Source organism: Microbacterium sp. CJ77, from assembly GCF_002911615.1.
Classification (GTDB): Bacteria; Actinomycetota; Actinomycetes; order Actinomycetales; family Microbacteriaceae; genus Microbacterium.
Map to the genome: position 1 here is coordinate 838130 of NZ_PQBR01000006.1, position 18710 is coordinate 856839.

The following is an 18710-nucleotide window of genomic DNA, read 5'->3' on the forward strand; positions in this document are numbered from 1 at the left end:
TCAGCGGGCCGCGGAGTGCGCGAACAGGTGCGTCAGGTCCAGCGGTTGCGTCGGCGGCAGGAACAGGCTCGCCGGGTCGATCTGCGAGGGCGCTGCGTTGGTGTGTGCGGTCGATTCCATGACATGGTCCTTTCGTCTGCTCGCGGGAGGCGGATTCTCCACGGTCGCTCGTTTCATGCTCTCGCCGCCCCCATCTGCGGAGCAGGGCCAAAGGTCCCGCGCGTGGCCGGGACGACGCACGTCCCCGCGTGCAGAATGGTGCGGGCAGCGCTAGAGTTCCCCGGGTTGCGACGTGTCTCCGGGGACGTACCCGAAACCGCCCGCAGGAAGGTCTGACAGTGCTCTGGTCCCTCTTGGTCCGCCACCTGCGGCCCGCGTGGCCCCTCCTGGTCGCCGTGATCCTGTTCCAGCTGGGACAGTCGATCGCGTCGCTGCTGCTGCCGACGCTCAACGCGGACATCATCGACAACGGCGTGGTCACGGGTGACATCCCCTACATCTGGTCGATCGGCGCACTCATGCTCGGCATCACGCTGGCGCAGGTCGCGTGTGCGATCGCCGCGGTCTATTTCGGGTCGAAGCTCGCGATGGGCATGGGACGCGACCTGCGCGCCGCGCTGTTCCACCGCGTGGTCGGCTTCTCGCAGCGCGAGGTCGGCCAGTTCGGCACCCCGTCGCTGATCACCCGCAACACGAACGACGTGCAGCAGGTGCAGATGCTCGTGCAGGTCACGGCCACGCTGATGGTCTCGGCCCCGATCCTCGCGATCGGCGGCGTCGTGCTCGCCATCCGGCAGGACGTCGGGTTGTCGTGGCTGATGGCGGTGAGCATCCCGGTGCTGTTGATCGCGGTCAGCCTCATCATCGTGCGCATGGTGCCGTACTTCCAGGCCATGCAGAAGCGCATCGATCGCGTCAACCAGATCATGCGGGAGCAGCTGACCGGCATCCGCGTCATCCGCGCCTTCGTCCGTGAGGACGAGGAGCGCGCACGTTTCCGCGGGGCGAGCGCGGGCGTCGCCGAATCGGGTCTGCGAGCCGGCAACCTGATGGCGCTGATGTTCCCCGTCGTCATGCTCGTCCTGAATGTTTCCAGCGTCGCCGTCATCTGGTTCGGCGCGTTCCAGGTGCAGGCGGGCGAGGCGCAGATCGGCACGCTGTTCGCGTTCCTGCAGTACCTCATGCAGATCCTCATGGGCGTCATGATGGCGACGTTCATGTTCGTGATGATCCCGCGCGCCGCGGTCAGCGCCAATCGCATCGGCGAGGTGCTCGCGACGGACTCGTCCGTGGTGACGGCGGCGTCGCCCGTCCACCCCGGGTCCGTCTCGGCCGACATCGTGTTCGACGACGTCGAATTCTCGTACCCCGGTGCGGCGGAACCGGTGCTGAAGGGCATCCGATTCCGTGTCGCACCCGGAACCACCACGGCGATCATCGGATCGACCGGCGCGGGCAAGTCCACGCTGGTCGGACTCGTCCCCCGGCTCTTCGACGCGACCGCGGGGGCCGTGCGCGTCGGGGGGATCGATGTACGCGAGTGGGACCCCGACGCGCTCTGGAAGATGATCGGTCTGATGCCGCAGCGCGCGTTCCTGTTCTCGGGAACCGTGGCCTCGAACCTGCGTTACGGCAATGCCGAAGCGAGCGACGAGGACCTGTGGTGGGCTCTGGAGATCGCCCAGGCACGCGACTTCGTGGAGGCGATGCCGCTCGGCCTGGATGAGCCGATCGCGCAGGGCGGTGTCAACGTGTCCGGCGGTCAGCGCCAGCGTCTGGCGATCGCGCGGGCGCTGGTGAAACGCCCCGACATCTATGTGTTCGATGACTCGTTCTCGGCGCTCGACGTGGCTACCGATGCGACGCTCCGGCGCGAGTTGACGGCTCGCGTCCCGAACGCGACGCGCCTGGTCGTCGCCCAGCGCGTCAGCACCATCCGCGACGCCGACCAGATCGTCGTCCTCGATCACGGCGAGGTCGTGGGAATCGGGAGACACGCCGAGCTGCTGGAGACGAACGAGACGTATCGCGAGATCGTCGAGTCGCAGGAGAGCGTGGAGGCTTCGGCATGAGCGATCGCGCCGCCACGTCGACCACCACGGCACCCCCGCCGCGCGGACCCATGGGCGGACGTGGGCCGATGGGCGGCATGGCCGGGCCCGTCGCGAAGCCCCTGAACTTCGGGGCGTCCGCCAAACGCCTGCTCGGCACCCTCCGGCAGGACAGGGCACGCCTCGTGCTCGTGATCGTGCTGGGGGTGCTCAGCGTCGGTCTCATGGTCACGGGGCCGAAGCTGCTCGGTGAGGGCACGAACATCGTGTTCTCGGGATTCACGTCGCTGCAGTTCACCTCCGGTACGACCAAGCAGCAGGTTATCGACCAGCTCGTGGCGGCCGGTCAGACCCAGCAGGCCGACATGCTGCGGACGATGGACTTCGTCCCCGGTGCCGGGGTCGACTTCGTCCAGCTGAGTCAGATCCTGCTGCTCGTGCTCGCCGTGTACGTCTTCGGGAGCGTCTTCGCGCTCTTCCAGGCGCGCATCCTCAACGGGGTCGTGCAGCGCGCGATGCATCGTCTGCGCCTGCAGGTCGAGGACAAGATCCACCGTCTGCCGCTCAGCTACTTCGACCGCGTGCAGCGAGGTGATCTGCTGAGCCGCGTGACCAATGACGTCGACAACATCGGGCAGTCGCTGCAGCAGACGCTCTCGCAGGTGATCACGTCGCTCCTGACCGTGGTCGGCGTGCTGCTGATGATGTTCCTGATCTCACCGGTGCTCGCCCTGATCGCGCTCGTGACGATCCCGCTGACGATCGTGATCACCGTGCTGGTGGCGCGACGGTCGCAGAAGCTGTTCGTCGAGCAGTGGAAGCAGACCGGCGTCCTCAATGCGCGCGTGGAGGAGACCTACTCCGGGCACGCCCTCGTGAAGGTCTTCGGACACCGGGGCGAGGTCGAGGCGGCGTTCGGCGATGAGAACGCCCGCGTGTACCGGGCGAGCTTCGGGGCCCAGTTCGTCTCGGGCATCATCATGCCCAGCATGATGTTCGTCGGCAACCTCGTGTACGTCGCGATCGCGGTCGTCGGCGGGCTGCAGGTCGCGGCCGGGATGATCTCGATCGGAGACGTCCAGGCGTTCATCCAGTACTCGCGTCAGTTCAGTCAGCCGCTCAGCCAGCTCGGCTCGATGGCGAACCTGCTGCAGTCCGGGGTCGCGAGCGCGGAGCGCGTGTTCGAGCTGCTCGACGAGGACGAGCAGAGCGCCGACCCCGACGATGCCGAGACGGTTCCCGAATCGGCCAGCGAGCTGGAGTTCCGGGATGTGTCGTTCCGGTACACGCCCGACAAGCCCCTCATCGAGGGGCTGAACCTGACGGCCCAACCGGGCAGCACGGTGGCGATCGTCGGGCCGACCGGGGCCGGCAAGACGACGCTGGTCAACCTGATCATGCGCTTCTACGACGTGGATGAGGGGTCGATCGCTCTCGGCACGGCGGAGGGCGACGCGGTCGACACGCGCCGGATGACGCGCGACGACCTGCGTTCCCGCACCGGCATGGTGCTTCAGGACACGTGGCTCTTCGCCGGAACGATCCGCGAGAACATCCTCTACGGTCGCCCCGAGGCGAGCGAGGAAGACCTGGTGGCCGCCGCATCCGCCGCCTATGTCGACAGGTTCGTGCACATGCTGCCGGACGGCTACGACACCCAGCTGGACGACGAGGCGACGAACCTGAGCATGGGGGAGCGGCAGCTGATCACGATCGCTCGCGCGTTCCTGGCCGACCCCCGGCTGCTGATCCTCGACGAGGCGACGTCCTCTGTCGACACGCGCACCGAGCTGCTCATCCAGCGGGCGATGTCACGACTGCGCGAGAATCGCACGGCGTTCGTGATCGCCCACCGCCTCTCGACGATCCGCGACGCCGACATGATCCTGGTGATGGAGAGCGGGTCGATCGTCGAGCAGGGCAACCACGCCGAGCTCCTCGCCGCGCGGGGCGCATACTGGCGTCTCTACAACGCCCAGTTCGACGCACCCATGAGCGAAGAGGTGGAGCAGGATCCGTTGACGGGAGCCGTGCAGGTCCTCGGCGAGGACGTCGTGCCGGAGCCGGAGCCGGAGCGCTGACTCGACGTCCGTTCAGCCGCGCGCACGCGCAATGACCAGCGGGGTATGCGTCTCGGGGTCTTCGATCACGCGGCACGGCAGGTCGAAGACCCGCTCGACGGCGTCCGCCGTCAGGACCTCCGTGGGCGGTCCGTCGATCACCACGTGACCGTCGCGCAGCGCGATGAGCCGGTCGGCATACCGCGCCGCGTGGTTCAGGTCGTGCAACACGGCGATGATCGTGCGGCCCTGCTCGCGATTCACGCGACGGAAGAGCTCCATCGCGTCCATCTGGTGCGCGATGTCGAGGTAGGTCGTCGGCTCGTCGAGCAGCAGCACGCCCGTGTCCTGCGCGAGCGCCATCGCGAGCCAGACCCGCTGACGCTGCCCGCCCGACAGTGTGTCGATGTCGCGCGCGGCGAGGTCGACGACACCCGTCGACTCCATCGCGCGCCGCACCGCCGTCTCGTCGTCCGGCGTCCACGCTGCGAAGGCACCGCGGTGCGGGTATCGTCCCCGCGCGATCAGGTCCACGACGCGCACCCCCTCGGGGGCGACGTTGCTCTGCGGGAGCATCCCGAGCTCCCGCGCGAGTTCTCGAGGAGTCCGGTCGCGCAGATCGCGACCGTCGAGCATGATCGTGCCGGATGCCGGACGCATCAGACGGGCGATCGCGCGCAGGAGCGTGGACTTGCCGCAGCCGTTCGGGCCGACGATGGCGACGAACTCTCCGGCGCGGATGTCGAGGTTGAGCGCGTCGACCACGGTCCGGTGACGGTCGTACGCGATGCTCACCGAACGCAGGCCGAGCGCGTCCGTCGGCTGAGATCCGGCGCTCACAGCAGCCCCTTCTCGGCGAGCAGCTCTTCCGCGCGGTCGGCTTGCGTATCGTCGTCGTCCGTCGACGCGTAGACCTCTTCGAGCCGCCGGTGGAACGCCTCGCCCGCGGCCTCGTACCGCGCGAGCCAGCGATCACGATCGCGGCGCCAGTAGCCCATCGTCGTCCAACGGTCGGTGGGGCGGCGCAGTTCGCGGCGCAGGCGATGGCGCACGGCGCGCATGTCGCTGGCCTCGCCCGCGAACCAGAGATATCCCGGAGTGTCGGGATCGGCCTCGGCGCGGACGAGGGTCTCGGGCACGAGAGCGTCGGCCTCGACCCAGCGCACCGTGTCGCCGTCGCGGAGGGGGAAGTCCTGCCGGTCGGCGGGGTCGTCGACGCTCAGCACGACGTGGACGCGAGCGGATGCCGAGGCATCCGTCGCCTCGTACCGTTCCTGCATGATGCGCCCGATCGCGGGAAGAGCCGTCGCGCCGCCGCACAGTCCGATCCACTCCGAATCCGCCGGAGGCCGGTAGTGCCCGCGCGGCTCGTCGAACGCGACCTCGTCGCCGATCTCTGCGCGCCCGGCCCATTCGGTCGCGGGGCCCTCGCCGTGCAGCAGCAGATCGATGTCGAGCTCGCCGACCTCCGGTCGCCACGCCCGCGCCGTGTAGTACCGGGGCACGGGTTCGCCATCGCGAGAGGGCACCACGAGTGCGAAGAACTCGTCCGCGTGCACGCCGAACCTCGGCGGTACCCCGTCGGCGGGGATGATGTCGGAGACCGTCACCCGCACCATGTGCGGGGTCACGATCTGGCGCCGGATGACCCGGCCCCGGTGCAGGGCTGCAGTCTCAGTCATCGAGTCGTCCTTTCGCGCGTGGTCAACAGCCACGCCAGGTAGATGCCGCCGATGCTCACCGTGACGAGACCGGTCGGAATGATCGTGGGTGCGAACAGCCGCGCCGAGATGAGGTCGCTCAGACACAGGAGCAGGGCCCCCGTCAGGGCCGACGCGCCGAGCGGGATCGTCCCGGATCGCCACAGCCGCCGCGCGATCTGCGGGGCGGCGAGGGCGACGAACCCGATGGGCCCCGTGATCGCGGTCGCCACCGCGATCAGGGCGACCCCGAGGATCATCGCGCCCCAGCGGGTGGCCGCGGGACGCGCACCGAGGGCGGCGGCGCGCTCGTCGCCGAGCTCGTACGCGACGAGCGCCCGGGCCATCCCCGCCGCGATGGCGCCCGTGACGGCGAGCGTCAGGATCGCCGGAACCAGCCACTGCGCGTCCACGCCGTTGAGTGAGCCCGTCGCCCAGATCGCGGCCGACAGAGCGACGAGGTCGTCCGAGCGCAGGACGAGCACGGTGTTCACGGCCGACAGCATGGCCGTGACCGCGATGCCCGTCACGACGAGTGCGAACCCGTGTACACCGGCCCTGCTGCTGAGAGCGAAGGCGAGGACGGCCGCGGCGAGTCCCCCGGCGAATGCGCTGGTGGTCAGGGTCAGCACGCTCACCGCGCCGGCGTTCATCACGAGCAGCACCCCGGTGAACGCCCCGGTCGAGAAGCCGAGGATGTCGGGGCTGCCCAACGGGTTGCGGGTCACGATCTGGAACAGGGCACCCGAGAGAGCGAGCATGGCACCGACCGCGATGCCGAGCAGCGCCCGGGGGAGTCGCCACTCCTGCACGACCAGGACGATGCCGGGTTCACCCCGTCCGAACAGGGCACGCAGCGCGTCACCGATCGGGATCCCGAGCTCGCCGAGGGTGAGTGTGCCCGCGGTCACCGCCGCCAGCAGCAGCGAGACGACGGACCACGCGAGGATGCGTCGGCGCCCGAGCGCCGGATCCGCCCGGGTCAGGGATCGCACGTTCACCGGCCCCTCCGTCGTCTCTGCACGAGGACGATCAGCATGGGCGCACCGAGAAACGCCGTGACGACCCCGAGCGGCAGCTCGCGCGGCGCGATGACCAGCCGGGCGATCAGGTCCGAGGCGAGGATCAGCACCGGGCCCCCGAGGGAGCTGTAGAGCAGGGCGCGGGGCTGGTCGGCGCCCGTGAACCGCCGCAGGGCATGCGGCACGAGCAGCCCCACGAACGCCACGGGCCCGACCGCCGCGGTCGCCGCGCCACACAGCAGGACGATGCACACGAACGCGAGGCCGCGCACGCGCGAAACCCGAGCGCCGAGGGTATGCGCGGCGTCTTCGCCCAGCACGAGGAGATTGAGGCCGCGGCCGCTGCCGAAGGCGATGATCAGGCCCACGGCGATCGCCGCGAGGGCGATGAGCGAGCTCGAGAGATCCCGTGCCGCCAGTGAGCCGGCCTCCCACACGCGGATACGGGAGTAGTCGCCGGGATCGACGAGGCTGAGCGCCTGCGTGAACCCCGACAGCACGGCGCCGACGGCGACACCGGCGAGGGCGAGTCGCGCGATCGAGGTGCTCGTGCCGACCGCGCCGAGCAGGGCGACCACGACGCTCGCCGCGGCTGCCCCCGCGAAGGCGAACCAGAGCGTCTGGTCGAAGGCCTCCACGCCGAGCACCACGAAGGCGAAGACGACCGCGAAGGACGCGCCCGCGTTGACGCCGAGGATTCCCGGATCGGCGAGGGGGTTGCGGGTCAGGGCCTGCATCACGACCCCGGCGACCGCGAGTGCGGCTCCCACCCCGATCGCCAGGACCGCGCGGGGGAGCCGGAGGGTCTGCACGACGATCGCCGTCTGCGACCCGTCGGGCGAGATGAGCAGCGACAGCGCCTCGACCGGCGAGAGCATCGGGGTTCCGACGCAGAGGGTGGCGAGCGAGAGTGCCAGGATCAGGGCCACCCCGATCGGGAGGATGACGAGCGGGGAGGGCCGCCGCGCGGTGCGACGACCCTCCTCTGCGCTCCGCAGGGTGGACGTGGTCACTCGCTGAGGGGCTCCAGCACCTTCTCGGTCAGCTCGTCGATCCAATCCTGCGCGGTCTCGTAGTCGGTGACCGACGACGTCAGGGCGTAGATGTTGCCCGACTTCGCGACGTCCAGAGTCTGGAAGATGTTCGAGTCGATGATCTCTTGGATGCCCGTGGGTATCACCCCGTCGGTCGCGGCGAACGTGAGCGCCTGCGTCACACCATCGAACACGGTCGGCAGTTGCTCGAGCGGGAGCGCGACGTAGCCGCGTCGCTCGGCGTCTTCGATCTGAGCGCCCGGGCCATAGGCCAGACCCATCTCATTGACGACCAGGTTGCCGGTCGAGCCGGTGGGGAGCTGCACCGAGAACTGACCGGCCTCGTCGCCGAACGAGAAGTTGATCCACACGTTCTTCTCGATCACGTCGGCGTACTTCTCCCTGGTGCTGTCGCGCAGTTCTTCATAGGCCGTCTTGCTCGCCTCCCAGACCGCGGTGGTGCCCGTGGCCTCGGCAGCCTGCTTTGTCAGCGACTGCCAGTCGCCGCGTGCGCCGCCGCCCAGGATGACGGTGGGTGCGATGTCGCTCAGGCGTTCGAACGTCGCCTCGTCGACCTCGTACGCATCGCCGATGATCAGGTCGGGCGTGGCGGAGGCCAGCGCCTCGAAGTTGACTTCGCCGAAGGTACCGATGTTGGCGGCATCCGCGATGAACGCCTGCTGCTCGGGCGTGTAGCTGTCGAGCCACCTCGAGTAGTCGATCGTCGCGATCGGCTGGACGTCGAGCGACATCAGTTGCCACGGGGTGTCGTACGAGACGGCGGCGATCCGGTCGGCGGAAGCGGGGACCTCGACGTCACCGTAGACGGTCGTCATGGTGAACGTCTCGCTGGAGTCGGTGTTCGAGTCGGTGTTCGCGGCGGGGGAGCCGGCGTCGGATGCGCAGCCGGTGACGAGCGCGAGGGTCGCGGCCAGGGCGACGAACGCCCCGATTCGACGGGAGATGGGCACGGGTACTCCTCGATTAGGTAAGGGTTACCTAATTATCGAAGATGGTGACGACCGAGTCAGGCCGAAATCCTGCGCCAACGGGTCGAGTAGTCTCGCGATTCGGTCAGGATGCCCGACTGCCTCGGACGAAAGCAAGGGGGGTGACGCCGGTCTCCCGTCGGAACGCCGTCGTGAAGGCGGACGGTGACTCGAAGCCCACACTCCGCGCCACGGACGCGACCGCGCTTCCGGCCGCGAGGTCGGCCATCGCCGCCTGCACGCGCAGGCGGGTGCGCCACTCCGAGAAGGCCATGCCCGTCTCGGCCTGGAAGCGCCGGGTGAAGGTCCGCACGCTGACGGCACACGACGCCGCCCATTGCTCGACCGTGCGATTGTCGCGCGGCGACGCGGCCAGAGTCGTCGTGACATCCCGCAGCCAATGGGTGCTCGGCTGCGGCAGTCCGGTATCGGCCTGCGCATCCACGCTGAGCAGGTCGAGCGCGAATGCCTCCGCGCGCTCGCGTCGGTCAGGCCTGCGCTCTGCGTCGAGGTGACGGAGCACGCCATCGAGCAGGGCCGAGGTCGTCAGAACCGTCGGCTGCGTGAGGGCGTCGGGCAGGGCGGATGTCTCGAACCACGTGCACCGCATCGTGTTGCCCGCCCCCGCACGAACAGCGTGGGGGCATCCCGCGGGGAGCCAGATCGCCGAACCGCGGGGCAGTACGTGGATGGCGTGCTCGGTTGCCACCGTGATGCCCTGTGTGATGGCCGACAGCAGTTCATGCGCGTCGTGGGTGTGCTCGGGCCAGAACTGCCCCTCCGAGGGAAGCCGCGGGGTGACGATCTCGACCGACAGCAGCGACGGTTCGGGGGTGGGCGTCACGAGAGGGTGCCGCCGATCCACACGCCGAGTGCCGCTGCGAGCGTCGTGGCTGCCAGCACGCCGAGGCCGTTGACGGCGCCCGCCAGCCACTTGCGTTCCTGGAGCAGGCGCACGGTCTCGAAGCTCGCCGTCGAGAACGTCGTGTATCCGCCGAGGAACCCCGCGCCGACGATCGCGTACGAGGCATCCGAGACCAGGTGACCCGCCGCGAGTCCCGCGAGGACTCCGAGCAGCAGTGACCCAGTGACGTTGATGATGATCGTCGCCCAGGGGAAAGCGCTCGAAACGCGGGTGCGGATGATGCCGTCGAGCGCGAGTCGCGCTGCCGCACCCAGGCCGCCCGCGAGGGCGACGAGCGCGAAGATCAGGGGGGTCACCGGTCGTCCTCGGTCGCGACGCCGAGCGTGCGTCGGTGGAACGCGGCCGCGATGGCGATCCCCGCCCAGGTCGCGACCGCACCGATCAGCACGGTTCCGACGCCGTACGCCAGACCGGGTGCGGGCGAGCCCGAGCCGATCAGACGCGCCGTGTCGGCGGCGAGGGCGCTGTACGTCGTGAAGCCGCCCATCACGCCCGTGCCGACCAACAGGCGCACGCGTCGACGGCCGCCGTGATCGGGGCCGCGGCGCACGAGGGACTCGAGCAACAGGCCCAGCAGAAGGGCGCCGGTGATATTGACCGCGAGAATGGCGTACGGGATGCCGTCGATGGGCGGGAACGTCAGGCTCAGGGCCTCGCGAGCCGCGGTGCCGAGCGTGCCGCCCGCGAACACCAGCAGAAGGGCGCTCGGACGAAGGTGGATGGGTCGCGGTGCACCGCTTGCCGACTCCGCTGCATCGAGGTCGGGATCGAGGGGCAGATCCTCGTCGTTTCCGTTCATGTGTCGGGCTCATCCTGCCAGATGCACGACGGGGTCGCGAACGGTCGGACGCATCCATCCGGTGGGAGTCGGAGCACCGCGGCGATCCGGTCCCGGGCTATCGTCGCAGGAGGCGCGACCACCGGAAGCCATGCCGGGACGCGGCGCCGCGGAGCAAGGGAGCACCATGACATTCGAGTTCGGCATCTTCGACTCGTTCGACCTGGGGCGGGGCACGCCCGGAGAAGTGATCGATGCTCGCCTGCGGCTCGCCGTCGAGGCCGAACGCCTGGGCTTCGGGCACTACCACGCGACCGAGCACCACGGCACCGACCTGTCGGTCATCCCCTCACCGAACCTCTTCCTCGCGGCACTCAGCCAACGCACCGAGCGGATGCGGATCGGGGCGATGGTCTACGTCCTCCCGGCGTACGAACCCCTGCGCCTGGCCGAGGAGATCGCAACGCTCGACCACCTCTCGGGCGGGCGCGTCGACCTCGGGGTCGGCAGCGGGATCAGTCCGATCGAGCTGGGGTACTTCGGCGTCACGGATGACGCGGCGCGCGGCCTCTACGACCGGGCCCTGGTCGCGCTGCTCGATGCCTGGACGACCGGTGTGCTGAAGCATCCGGAGCATCCCGATCGCGAACACGCGTCGCTGTCGGTCCTGCCCGTGCAGCAGCCGTACCCGCCGCTCTGGTACGCCTCGAGCAACCCGCGCACGGCGGAGTGGGCAGGCCGCAACGCCGTCAATTTCCTCGGTCGTTGGAACGCGGGGGAGTTCGTGCAGACGGTCGACGCCTACTGGAGCGCCTGGCGAGATGCGGCGGGCGACGAGGGGCGACTGAACGCCCATGTCGACGGCACGCCACGGGTGGGACAGACGACGTCGGTGCTGATCGGCGAGAGCGATGCGGCGGCACGCGACCGGTTCCTCGCGGTGCAGGAGTTCTACGCCACGCGCGTTCTGCGCCTCTGGCACGACCACGGCATCTCGACCTTCGACGCCGGGTTCGAAGGCGCCGTCATGCTCGAGCGCGGCACCGCGATCGTCGGCACGGCCGCAAGCGTCCGGGATCAGATCGTCGCGCAGCTCGAGCTCGTGGACGCCAACATGCTCGAGGTGCAGCTCTACCAGGGCGACATGGACGTGGACGAGAGCCTGTCGAACCTGCGCGCCTTCGCGGGCATCATGCCGGACATCCGTTCCGCGGCCGATGCCCTCGCTCGTGGGACGGACCGCGTGGCCCTCGCGGGCGCCGCCGATGCCCGTGTGACGACGCCGTGATGGGAAGCGATGCCGTGTTGGGAAGCGATGCCGTGTTGGGAAGGGACGCCGTGACGGGGAACGATACCGAGACGGGGACGGATGCCGTGACCGGGAAGGGACGCCGCCGATGAACCCCGTGCACACAGAGACGGACGTCATCTACGCGTCGATCGCGGGTCGCGAGTTGCGATGCGACCTGCACTGGCCGGTCGTCACCCCCGGTCCTCTCACCGTCGCCATCTACCTGCACGGCGGAGGATGGGCGCGAGGTTCGCGCGCCGATCGTGCGGAGGAGAGGCTGGCGCCGGTCGCGGGGGCGGGAATCGCGGTGGCGTCGATCGAGTACCGCCTGTCGCGCGAGGCGCGGTGGCCGGCACAGCTCGACGACGTGCGCGCGGCCATCGACGCCGTCCCGCGCCTGTTCGCCGACCGCGGGGTCGCGGTCTCGGGACGCATCGCGCTCTGGGGCTGCTCGGCGGGCGGACACGTGGCGCTGATGGCGGCCCTGACAGCGGCAGAGACCGGTGAAGCCGGAGCAGGGGCGGTCGTCGATGCGGTCGTCGCGTGGTTCCCGCCGACCGACCTGACGCTGATGACGGATGCCCCGGCCTCGCCGGGCGCCCGGATGCCCGCGTTTCTGCCGCCCGGCGCGGCGATCCCGCCCTTCGAGCGCATGCTGCTCGGGCTGGGCGAGGAAGAGGACGACGAGTCGGTCGCGCGCCTGCGGGATGCCAGCCCGGTCTCCCACGCGGCGCCCGACGTGTGTCCCGTGCTGTTGATCCATGGTGACGAGGACGCCCTGATTCCCGCATCTCACTCCGACGCCCTGCGCGACGTCCTGCTGACTGCGGGCTCGCCCGTGTCGATGCTGCTCGTGCGCGGAGCGACCCACGAGGATCCGCTGTTCGACGCTCCCGCCGTCCTCGGTGCGACGGCGGCGCACCTGAAGGGCTCGGCGTAGCGGCAGCCTAGGTCGTGGGTCCGGCTTCCGGGGCTTGCGCGGACTGCGGACTGGTCGGTTGCCCGTCCAGCCCGCGCCGCAGCGCGTCCACGGCGGTAGCCTCGCGACCCTTGCCGGAGGCGGCCGCTGCCGCGTCGAGGCGGACGAGGAGCTCGGCCGGGACGTCGAGGATCAGTCGCGCGCCGTCGTCCGGCCGTCCCCGCACGACGAGTCCGATGATCGGTACCGCGATCGTTCCGATCACGTCGACGATCGCGATCACGCCGAAGAACCGCCAATACCCCGTGTCCGCGCCCGGGATGTCGCCGTCGGTCAGGATCGGCAGCCACAGCATGATCGCGACGATCACCGCAGCGACCAGCGTGATCGCGAGACCTATGCGTACGATCGCGCGGGTTGATGACGCGTAGCGGAGAAGCAGGTTGGCCTGCGCGAGTGTGACCGCGAGGATCGTCAAGAAACCGAGGGCGCGGAACCACTCGCTCGTCGTTTCGCTGACGTTGAACCACGACCAGATCAGCACGAGCGCGGGCACGAGCGCGGCGACGCTGGCGGCGATGCCGATGTAGCCGACGACCCGGAACCGGTGCGAGGCGATGGCGAGGTGGCACAGCGCGGTGAGTCCGAAAGCGGCGACGGCCAGCGTCGTGAGCAGGATGCGGCTCTGCGTCTCGCCGAACTCGCCCGAGAGCAGGGCGACGATCCCGAGCACCCCGGCCAGCAGCAGCGACACGATCACGACGACGATCGCCGCGCGTCGCAGGCCCCGAACGGCGGGCGGGGTGTGTGTCGTGCTCTCGGTGCGAGGAGTCATGCTCCCAGGCTACGGGGCAGGCCCCGACCCGTCATCACGTCTCTGATACGCCACCAGGTCCGGACTCGTGATCAAGCCCCGTCGTCACGAGGTGCGTTGTACGAGCACCACGCTGTCGAGCAGAACGGCCTGCGAGCCGTCCGGGGCCGTGGCGGCGCGCTCCCGTACCTCGCAGACGAGCGTCTGCCACCGTGTCGGGTCGAGGTGGAGTGCCGCGAGGTCGCCCTCGGGGGTCGGGAAGACGACGGCTCGCATGTGTTCGGGCGGCGCCCAGGCCGGCGGCGCGGCATGCCCGACGATCAGCAGCCGTCCGTGCAGTGCGACGAGCTCCGTCGCTGCGCGCAGGATCTGCTCGCGCGGCAGGTGGACGGGGGACTGCAGGAAGGATGCGGTGACCAGATCGTAATCGTCAGTTTTCGCATCCGGATCCGTGCCGGTGTCCGTGTCGGTGTACGTCGACAGGTCGGACACCACGAACGTCGTACGCGCGGTCAGCCCACGTGCGGTGGCAGCCGTCCGGGCCCGGTCGATCGCGGTCGGCGAGAGGTCGACGCCCGTAGCGTGCCATCCGTTCTCGGCGAGCCAGATGGCGTCGCCCCCTTCGCCGCATCCGAGGTCCAGGGCGCGGCCCGGTTCGAGGTCGCGCGCGATGGCTTCGAGCGTCGCGTTGACGCGCCCCGACCAGGCCTCGAGCATCCGATCGTGCGGTTCGGGCGCGCCGCCCGTGAAGATCGCGTCGATCTCGACGACGGTCCCGTCCTCGAGCCGGACCCCGGTGAGGGTGTTGCCGCTGCCGAGAACCTCGACGACGGCCTGGTCGACGATCCGGATTCCCCGAGCACCGAGCCGAGTCCGTGTCGGTGCGTCGAGGGTCGGGACGAGTCCCGCGAAGAGCACCACGTCGTTGCTCCACTGGCGAAGCAGTTGCACCTGGTGGAGTGCCATGGGCGAGGTTGCGAGCACGCCCAGGCGCCGGTCGCGCACTTCCCAACCGTGGCAGTAGGGGCAGTGCAACACGCTCGTGCCCCAGCGTTCGGCCAGCCCGGGGATGTCGGGGAGGCGATCGGTGATTCCCGTCGCAACGATGAGCGTGCGAGCGGCGTACGACGTCCCGTCGTCGGTCGTCACGGTCAGGTCACCCGGGTCCGGTTCGCCCGAGTCGTCGACGCGTGTCACCGAGGCATCCATGAACTCGACACCGATGGCGGATGCGTCGGCGCGGCCGATACGGAGCAGCTCGGCGGGGTCGATCCCCTCGTGTCCGAGCACGGCGTGCATGTGCGAGGCGAAGCGGTTGCGCGGTTGACCCGCGTCGATGACGAGGACGCGGCGGCGTGCGCGCCCGAGCATGAGTGCGGCGCTGAGGCCGGCGACGCCCCCGCCGATGATGATCGTGTCCCAGGGCTCGCTCGCGGAAGCGGTGACGTGATTGTGCATGACCCCAGCGTGGCGCTGCGCGTGTCAGAATAGCAAACGGGTTTGCGGTATTGGCAAGTACGGCGAGTGAGGGATGGACATGGCGGACGGTCTCGATCAGGTCGGAGCACGGCTACGGGCCGCCCGCCATGCGCGCGGTTGGACCCTCGAGGAATTGGCCACGCGTTCGCAGATGTCGGTCAGTACGCTGTCGCGACTCGAGTCCGGCAAGCGTCAAGCCAGTCTCGAGTTGCTCGTGCCGCTGACCCGGGAACTCGGAGTACGGATCGACGATCTCGTCGCTCCGCCGACCGTTGACCCTCGCGTGCGGCGCTCGGTGATCCATCGGGATGGCATGGTGATCGCACCGCTCGCGCCCGAGGGTTCGTCAGTGAATACGTACAAGATCACGTATTCGCCAGATCCGGACCGATGCGCCGAATTGCGTGTTCATGACGGCTACGAGTGGCTGTATGTCCTCGCGGGAAGATTGAGGTTGCGGCTCGGGGAGCAGGATCTCGTGCTTTCGCGGGGTGAGGCGGCGGAGTTCGACACCCGCATCCCGCACGCGATCGGTGCCGCGGGCAATCGGCCCGCACAGATCATCAGTATCTTCAACGAGTCGGGCGCGCGCATGCACACGCATGGCGCCGTTGCGGTTGCAAAGGATGCAGAGGTTCACGCTCCCTGAGCCTGTGCGCGCCGGAGCCTCGCGCGGCGGGGCCGGACAGGGCACGTCGCTCACTTCGACACACACAGTGACGGGGCACAACCGCTCACTTCGACACACGCAGTGACCGGGCACGGTACAACCGTCACGGCGACGGGCCTTGCCCCCGGTTCTTGGACACGGGGTGGGATTATGCCGCTATCGGTAGCGTAGCGGCGGTGAGTTCGGCTTCGAATGCGACGGGCGCGATGTAGCCGAGGTAGGAGTGGCGGCGGGTGTTGTTGTAGCGCACGAGCCACCGGAACACCTCGCGACGGCAGGAGGCCTCGTCGGCGAACACGGCCCGGTCTTGCAGGACCTCGCGCTTGAGCGTCGCGTTGAACGCCTCCGCGAGGGCATTGTCAGCGCTCGTGCCCACCGCGCCCATGGACTGTGTCACGCCGAGCCGCTTGCACAGTCCCGCGTAGGCCTTGGAGGTGTAGACCGATCCGTGGTCCGAGTGGAACACGGACCCGGTCAGCCTGCCGCGGGTCAGCCTCGCCGAACGCAGCGCATCTTCGACGAGCTCGTTGCGCATGTGGTCCGCGACCGCCCACCCGGCCAGCCGTCTCGAGCAGCAGTCGATCACGGTCGCCAGATACAGGTTCTGCCCGTCAGCCAGCGGCAGATAGGTGATGTCGCCGACATACCGCTGGTTCGGCGCCTCGGCGGTGAAGTCCCGTTTCAGCAGGTCGGGGACGACCTGTCCCGACGGCTCGGGGACGGTGGTGCGCACCCGCCGCTTGCGCTGGTACCCGTGGATCTCGTTGTCTCGCATCACGCGGGCGACCCGCTTGCGGTTGACCCGCTCGGACGGCGCGGCGCCGTCATTGAGCTCGGCGGTGATCCGTGGCGCGCCCATCGTGTTGTCGCCTTCGTGGACGGCGCGGATCCGCCCCGCCAGAACGTCGTCCTCCGCGGCGCGCGCCCGCCGGGCGGCGGCGCCGGCCCGCCATGCGTAGAACGAGGACCTCGTGATCTCGACGAGCTGACACAACCGCTTCACCGGGTAGGTGGCTGAGAGGTCCTCAACGAACTGGAAGCGGTTCACCAGTTCGTCTCCCCCGCGAAATACTTGGCCGCCTGCCGCAGGATCTCACGCTCGGTGACGAGCTTGACCTGCTCGACCTCCAGCTGCGCGACCCGCCCCTCCAGGCGTGCGATGCGCTGCGCGGGCGTCTCATCCGCCCCCGCATCCGCCGTCGGCGAGGTCGCCGACGCCTTGAACGGGCTGCGCGCGGCGGTGCCGTCCGCAGCCGTCTTCCGGCCCGTCCCGTGCCGCTCCAGCCACAGCCGCAACGTGCCGCGCTCGATCCCGAGATCAGCGGCGATGCCACGCACCGTCGCCCCGGGAGTGGACTCGTACAAGTCCACGGCCTGCCGCCGGAACCCGTCGGAGTAGTTCTTCCTAACCATGATTCTGATCATCTCGCTTCCCCAGCAAAATGCTGGATTCAGCGTGTCCAAGAACTGGGGTCAGGGCCCGAGATACTCTGTGGCCGGACACGCACAACGGGTCACTTCGGCGGGCTCCGTGGCTGGGCGTGCGGGCGCAGCGACCCCATGCCTAGAAGGGTGGTGGGTCGGTGTTGGGGGTGAAGTGGACTGCCGGGGGTGGTTTGTCGATGTAGACGTGCCCACCCGGTGAGGTCCATTCGAGGATTCCGCGGCCGAGTTGTCGGACGGTCCAGCCTGTTTCGCCTTTCAGGGTGTGGTGTCTCTTGCAGAGGCACGCGAGGTTGCAGGCATCCGTGGGCCCACCCAATGCGTAGTCGTGGGTGTGGTCGCGGTCGCATCGGTGTGCGGGTTGCCGGCAGCCGGGGAACCGGCAGTGCTGATCCCTAGCGCGCAGGAACCGTTTCATATCCACCGAGGGTGTGTATCGGTCGACGGCGAGAACGCACCCGGTGATCGGGTCGGCCAGGACCCGTTCCCACCCCGTCGCGTGTCCGGCGAGAGCGCGGGCGGTGGCGGGGTCGATCGGGCACCGCCCGGCCAGTTCCGCGGGTTCATCGGTCACCCCGGCCAACGCGAGAGCGGGAACGGTGACGTTCACGATCGCCCGGATCGCACCCAGCCCGCCGAAGCCGTCTGAGAGTCCCACCCCGGTTTCGGCGTCCGGAGCACACGTCAAGACCATCTCCGCGACCAGATCCGCACGGATCTGATCCAGGGTCCGGGTGTCCGTGGGGTCGGCGTTCTTGATCGCCTTTGCTTGTTGTGTGATCCGGTCGTGCATCGCGTGCGCCAACACCGCGGGCTGCACAGAGGTGAACTCCGCCATCCCGTCCCCGATGTCCCGCACACACGCACCCCGCGAAGCACGCGCCTCCCGGTGCCGCTCCGCCAACGTCCGCGGCTGCAACGCCTCCGCGAGCCGCGCCAACGCAGACCCCAAACGGCCGGGCGTGGTTCCCTCTGCCCGGGCCAACGCTGCAGCTTCGAACTTCGACCGCGCCTCCGCATCCACAAGCGGGAGTCCGTGTTCCATGATCACCGCAACATGCCCCGCACCGATACGCCCCGCATCCCACGCGTCGAACGTCACCGGGAACGCCTCGGCCAACACCGCGGCGTCGTTCATGCGGCGTTGCACCGTCCGGTCGGACATGTTCGCCGCGACACCCAGCTCCGCCGCCAACGCCCGCACCGGCAACTCCGCCTCACGCGACGAGGTCGACACCAGCTCGGCAACGCGCCGCATTCCGAGGTCGGCTGCATCCGCCAGTACTCGCGCCTGCGCCGCTTGCGCCCGCGCCACCGCCCGCGACGCCTCCGCAAACCGCACCGCGAGATCACGCGCGGCAACATCGACGTCGGCCATGTCGACGTCGGCCATGTCGACGCCCACGGTGTCGGTGGGAGCGAAGCTGTTCGAATGCATGTTCGAAACTCTACGGACGACCACCGACATCCGACGCCCGAAAAGCACCGAAATCACGCCAAAACCGAGCGCGAAAGATGAGAGTTCTCACATACTC

At 69.3% G+C, this 18710-nt stretch carries 17 protein-coding genes; 5 read left to right on the forward strand and 12 right to left on the reverse strand.

Annotated elements, in window-relative coordinates; all coding sequences use genetic code 11:
- Window positions 1-338 precede the first annotated feature (338 nt).
- Together C2868_RS04675 and C2868_RS04680 are read left to right on the forward strand one after the other, a co-directional pair.
- Window positions 339-2072 carry an ABC transporter ATP-binding protein gene (locus C2868_RS04675; protein WP_100811139.1) on the forward strand — a complete coding sequence of 578 codons (1734 nt, stop codon included), beginning with the start codon at window positions 339-341 and terminating at the stop codon, window positions 2070-2072.
- Window positions 2069-4132 carry an ABC transporter ATP-binding protein gene (locus C2868_RS04680; protein ID WP_100811138.1) on the forward strand — a complete coding sequence of 688 codons (2064 nt, stop codon included), beginning with the start codon at window positions 2069-2071 and terminating at the stop codon, window positions 4130-4132. The genes C2868_RS04675 and C2868_RS04680 overlap by 4 nt, the downstream gene beginning before the upstream one ends.
- Window positions 4133-4144: 12 nt before the next feature.
- Here the strand turns inward: C2868_RS04680 and C2868_RS04685 are convergent, their stop codons facing one another.
- The 8 genes from C2868_RS04685 to C2868_RS04720 all read right to left on the reverse strand — a co-directional run bounded on the left by C2868_RS04685 (window position 4145) and on the right by C2868_RS04720 (window position 10580).
- Window positions 4145-4951, reverse strand: a complete 807-nt coding sequence (locus tag C2868_RS04685) for an ABC transporter ATP-binding protein (RefSeq protein WP_100811137.1) — start codon at window positions 4949-4951, stop codon at window positions 4145-4147.
- Window positions 4948-5793, reverse strand: coding sequence for a siderophore-interacting protein (locus C2868_RS04690; protein ID WP_100811136.1), 846 nt, complete (start codon window positions 5791-5793; stop codon window positions 4948-4950). The genes C2868_RS04685 and C2868_RS04690 overlap by 4 nt, the downstream gene beginning before the upstream one ends.
- Window positions 5790-6812 (reverse strand): iron chelate uptake ABC transporter family permease subunit, encoded by a 1023-nt coding sequence (locus C2868_RS04695; protein ID WP_100811135.1) that lies wholly within the window; start codon window positions 6810-6812, stop codon window positions 5790-5792. The genes C2868_RS04690 and C2868_RS04695 overlap by 4 nt, the downstream gene beginning before the upstream one ends.
- Complete coding sequence (locus tag C2868_RS04700) at window positions 6809-7846, reverse strand: iron ABC transporter permease (RefSeq protein ID WP_198519535.1); 1038 nt, start codon at window positions 7844-7846, stop codon at window positions 6809-6811. Before C2868_RS04700 ends, C2868_RS04695 begins: the two co-directional genes overlap by 4 nt.
- The gene (locus C2868_RS04705) at window positions 7843-8838 is read right to left on the reverse strand and encodes an ABC transporter substrate-binding protein (RefSeq protein WP_100811134.1); all 996 of its coding nucleotides are present in this window, start codon (window positions 8836-8838) and stop codon (window positions 7843-7845) included. Before C2868_RS04705 ends, C2868_RS04700 begins: the two co-directional genes overlap by 4 nt.
- Before the next feature lie 103 nt (window positions 8839-8941).
- Complete coding sequence (locus tag C2868_RS04710; RefSeq protein WP_181003344.1) at window positions 8942-9700, reverse strand: AraC family transcriptional regulator; 759 nt, start codon at window positions 9698-9700, stop codon at window positions 8942-8944.
- Complete coding sequence (locus tag C2868_RS04715) at window positions 9697-10077, reverse strand: CrcB family protein (RefSeq protein ID WP_100811132.1); 381 nt, start codon at window positions 10075-10077, stop codon at window positions 9697-9699. Before C2868_RS04715 ends, C2868_RS04710 begins: the two co-directional genes overlap by 4 nt.
- Window positions 10074-10580: a CrcB family protein gene (locus tag C2868_RS04720; RefSeq protein ID WP_181003345.1), complete on the reverse strand. Its 507-nt coding sequence runs from the start codon at window positions 10578-10580 to the stop codon at window positions 10074-10076. The genes C2868_RS04715 and C2868_RS04720 overlap by 4 nt, the downstream gene beginning before the upstream one ends.
- 166 nt (window positions 10581-10746) lie before the next feature.
- Here C2868_RS04720 and C2868_RS04725 point away from each other — a divergent pair, with 166 nt between their 5' ends.
- Both C2868_RS04725 and C2868_RS04730 read left to right on the forward strand, forming a co-directional pair.
- Window positions 10747-11847 carry an LLM class flavin-dependent oxidoreductase gene (locus C2868_RS04725; protein ID WP_157813924.1) on the forward strand — a complete coding sequence of 367 codons (1101 nt, stop codon included), beginning with the start codon at window positions 10747-10749 and terminating at the stop codon, window positions 11845-11847.
- 109 nt (window positions 11848-11956) lie between these two features.
- Window positions 11957-12790: an alpha/beta hydrolase gene (locus tag C2868_RS04730; protein WP_100811130.1), complete on the forward strand. Its 834-nt coding sequence runs from the start codon at window positions 11957-11959 to the stop codon at window positions 12788-12790.
- Window positions 12791-12797: 7 nt separating this feature from the next.
- Here C2868_RS04730 and C2868_RS04735 read toward each other — a convergent pair whose 3' ends face one another.
- Complete coding sequence (locus C2868_RS04735) at window positions 12798-13604, reverse strand: hypothetical protein (RefSeq protein ID WP_100811129.1); 807 nt, start codon at window positions 13602-13604, stop codon at window positions 12798-12800.
- 84 nt (window positions 13605-13688) lie between these two features.
- Window positions 13689-15041, reverse strand: a complete 1353-nt coding sequence (locus tag C2868_RS04740) for a bifunctional NAD(P)/FAD-dependent oxidoreductase/class I SAM-dependent methyltransferase (RefSeq protein WP_100811128.1) — start codon at window positions 15039-15041, stop codon at window positions 13689-13691.
- 79 nt (window positions 15042-15120) lie between these two features.
- On the opposite strand from C2868_RS04740, the gene C2868_RS04745 reads away from it, so the two are divergent.
- Window positions 15121-15711, forward strand: coding sequence for a helix-turn-helix domain-containing protein (locus C2868_RS04745; RefSeq protein WP_100811385.1), 591 nt, complete (start codon window positions 15121-15123; stop codon window positions 15709-15711).
- 169 nt (window positions 15712-15880) lie between these two features.
- On the opposite strand, the gene C2868_RS04750 is transcribed toward C2868_RS04745, so the two are convergent.
- A protein-coding gene (locus C2868_RS04750; RefSeq protein ID WP_100813234.1) for an IS3 family transposase occupies window positions 15881-17145 on the reverse strand; the annotation gives its coding sequence in 2 pieces (ribosomal slippage) (window positions 15881-16794 and window positions 16794-17145; 1266 coding nt in all).
- 151 nt (window positions 17146-17296) lie between these two features.
- Window positions 17297-18613: an HNH endonuclease signature motif containing protein gene (locus tag C2868_RS04755; protein ID WP_157813923.1), complete on the reverse strand. Its 1317-nt coding sequence runs from the start codon at window positions 18611-18613 to the stop codon at window positions 17297-17299.
- Window positions 18614-18710 lie beyond the last annotated feature (97 nt).

Excerpts from the sequence above, each read along its gene's own strand:
- C2868_RS04680 (WP_100811138.1), top strand. The coding sequence starts at position 2,069 with ATGAGCGATCGCGCCGCCACGTCGACCACCACGGCACCCCCGCCGCGC.
- C2868_RS04690 (WP_100811136.1), bottom strand. The coding sequence starts at position 5,793 with ATGACTGAGACTGCAGCCCTGCACCGGGGCCGGGTCATCCGGCGCCAG.
- C2868_RS04720 (WP_181003345.1), bottom strand. The coding sequence starts at position 10,580 with ATGAACGGAAACGACGAGGATCTGCCCCTCGATCCCGACCTCGATGCA.
- C2868_RS04725 (WP_157813924.1), top strand. The coding sequence starts at position 10,747 with ATGACATTCGAGTTCGGCATCTTCGACTCGTTCGACCTGGGGCGGGGC.
- C2868_RS04730 (WP_100811130.1), top strand. The coding sequence starts at position 11,957 with ATGAACCCCGTGCACACAGAGACGGACGTCATCTACGCGTCGATCGCG.
- C2868_RS04735 (WP_100811129.1), bottom strand. The coding sequence starts at position 13,604 with ATGACTCCTCGCACCGAGAGCACGACACACACCCCGCCCGCCGTTCGG.
- C2868_RS04740 (WP_100811128.1), bottom strand. The coding sequence starts at position 15,041 with ATGCACAATCACGTCACCGCTTCCGCGAGCGAGCCCTGGGACACGATC.
- C2868_RS04745 (WP_100811385.1), top strand. The coding sequence starts at position 15,121 with ATGGCGGACGGTCTCGATCAGGTCGGAGCACGGCTACGGGCCGCCCGC.
- C2868_RS04755 (WP_157813923.1), bottom strand. The coding sequence starts at position 18,613 with ATGCATTCGAACAGCTTCGCTCCCACCGACACCGTGGGCGTCGACATG.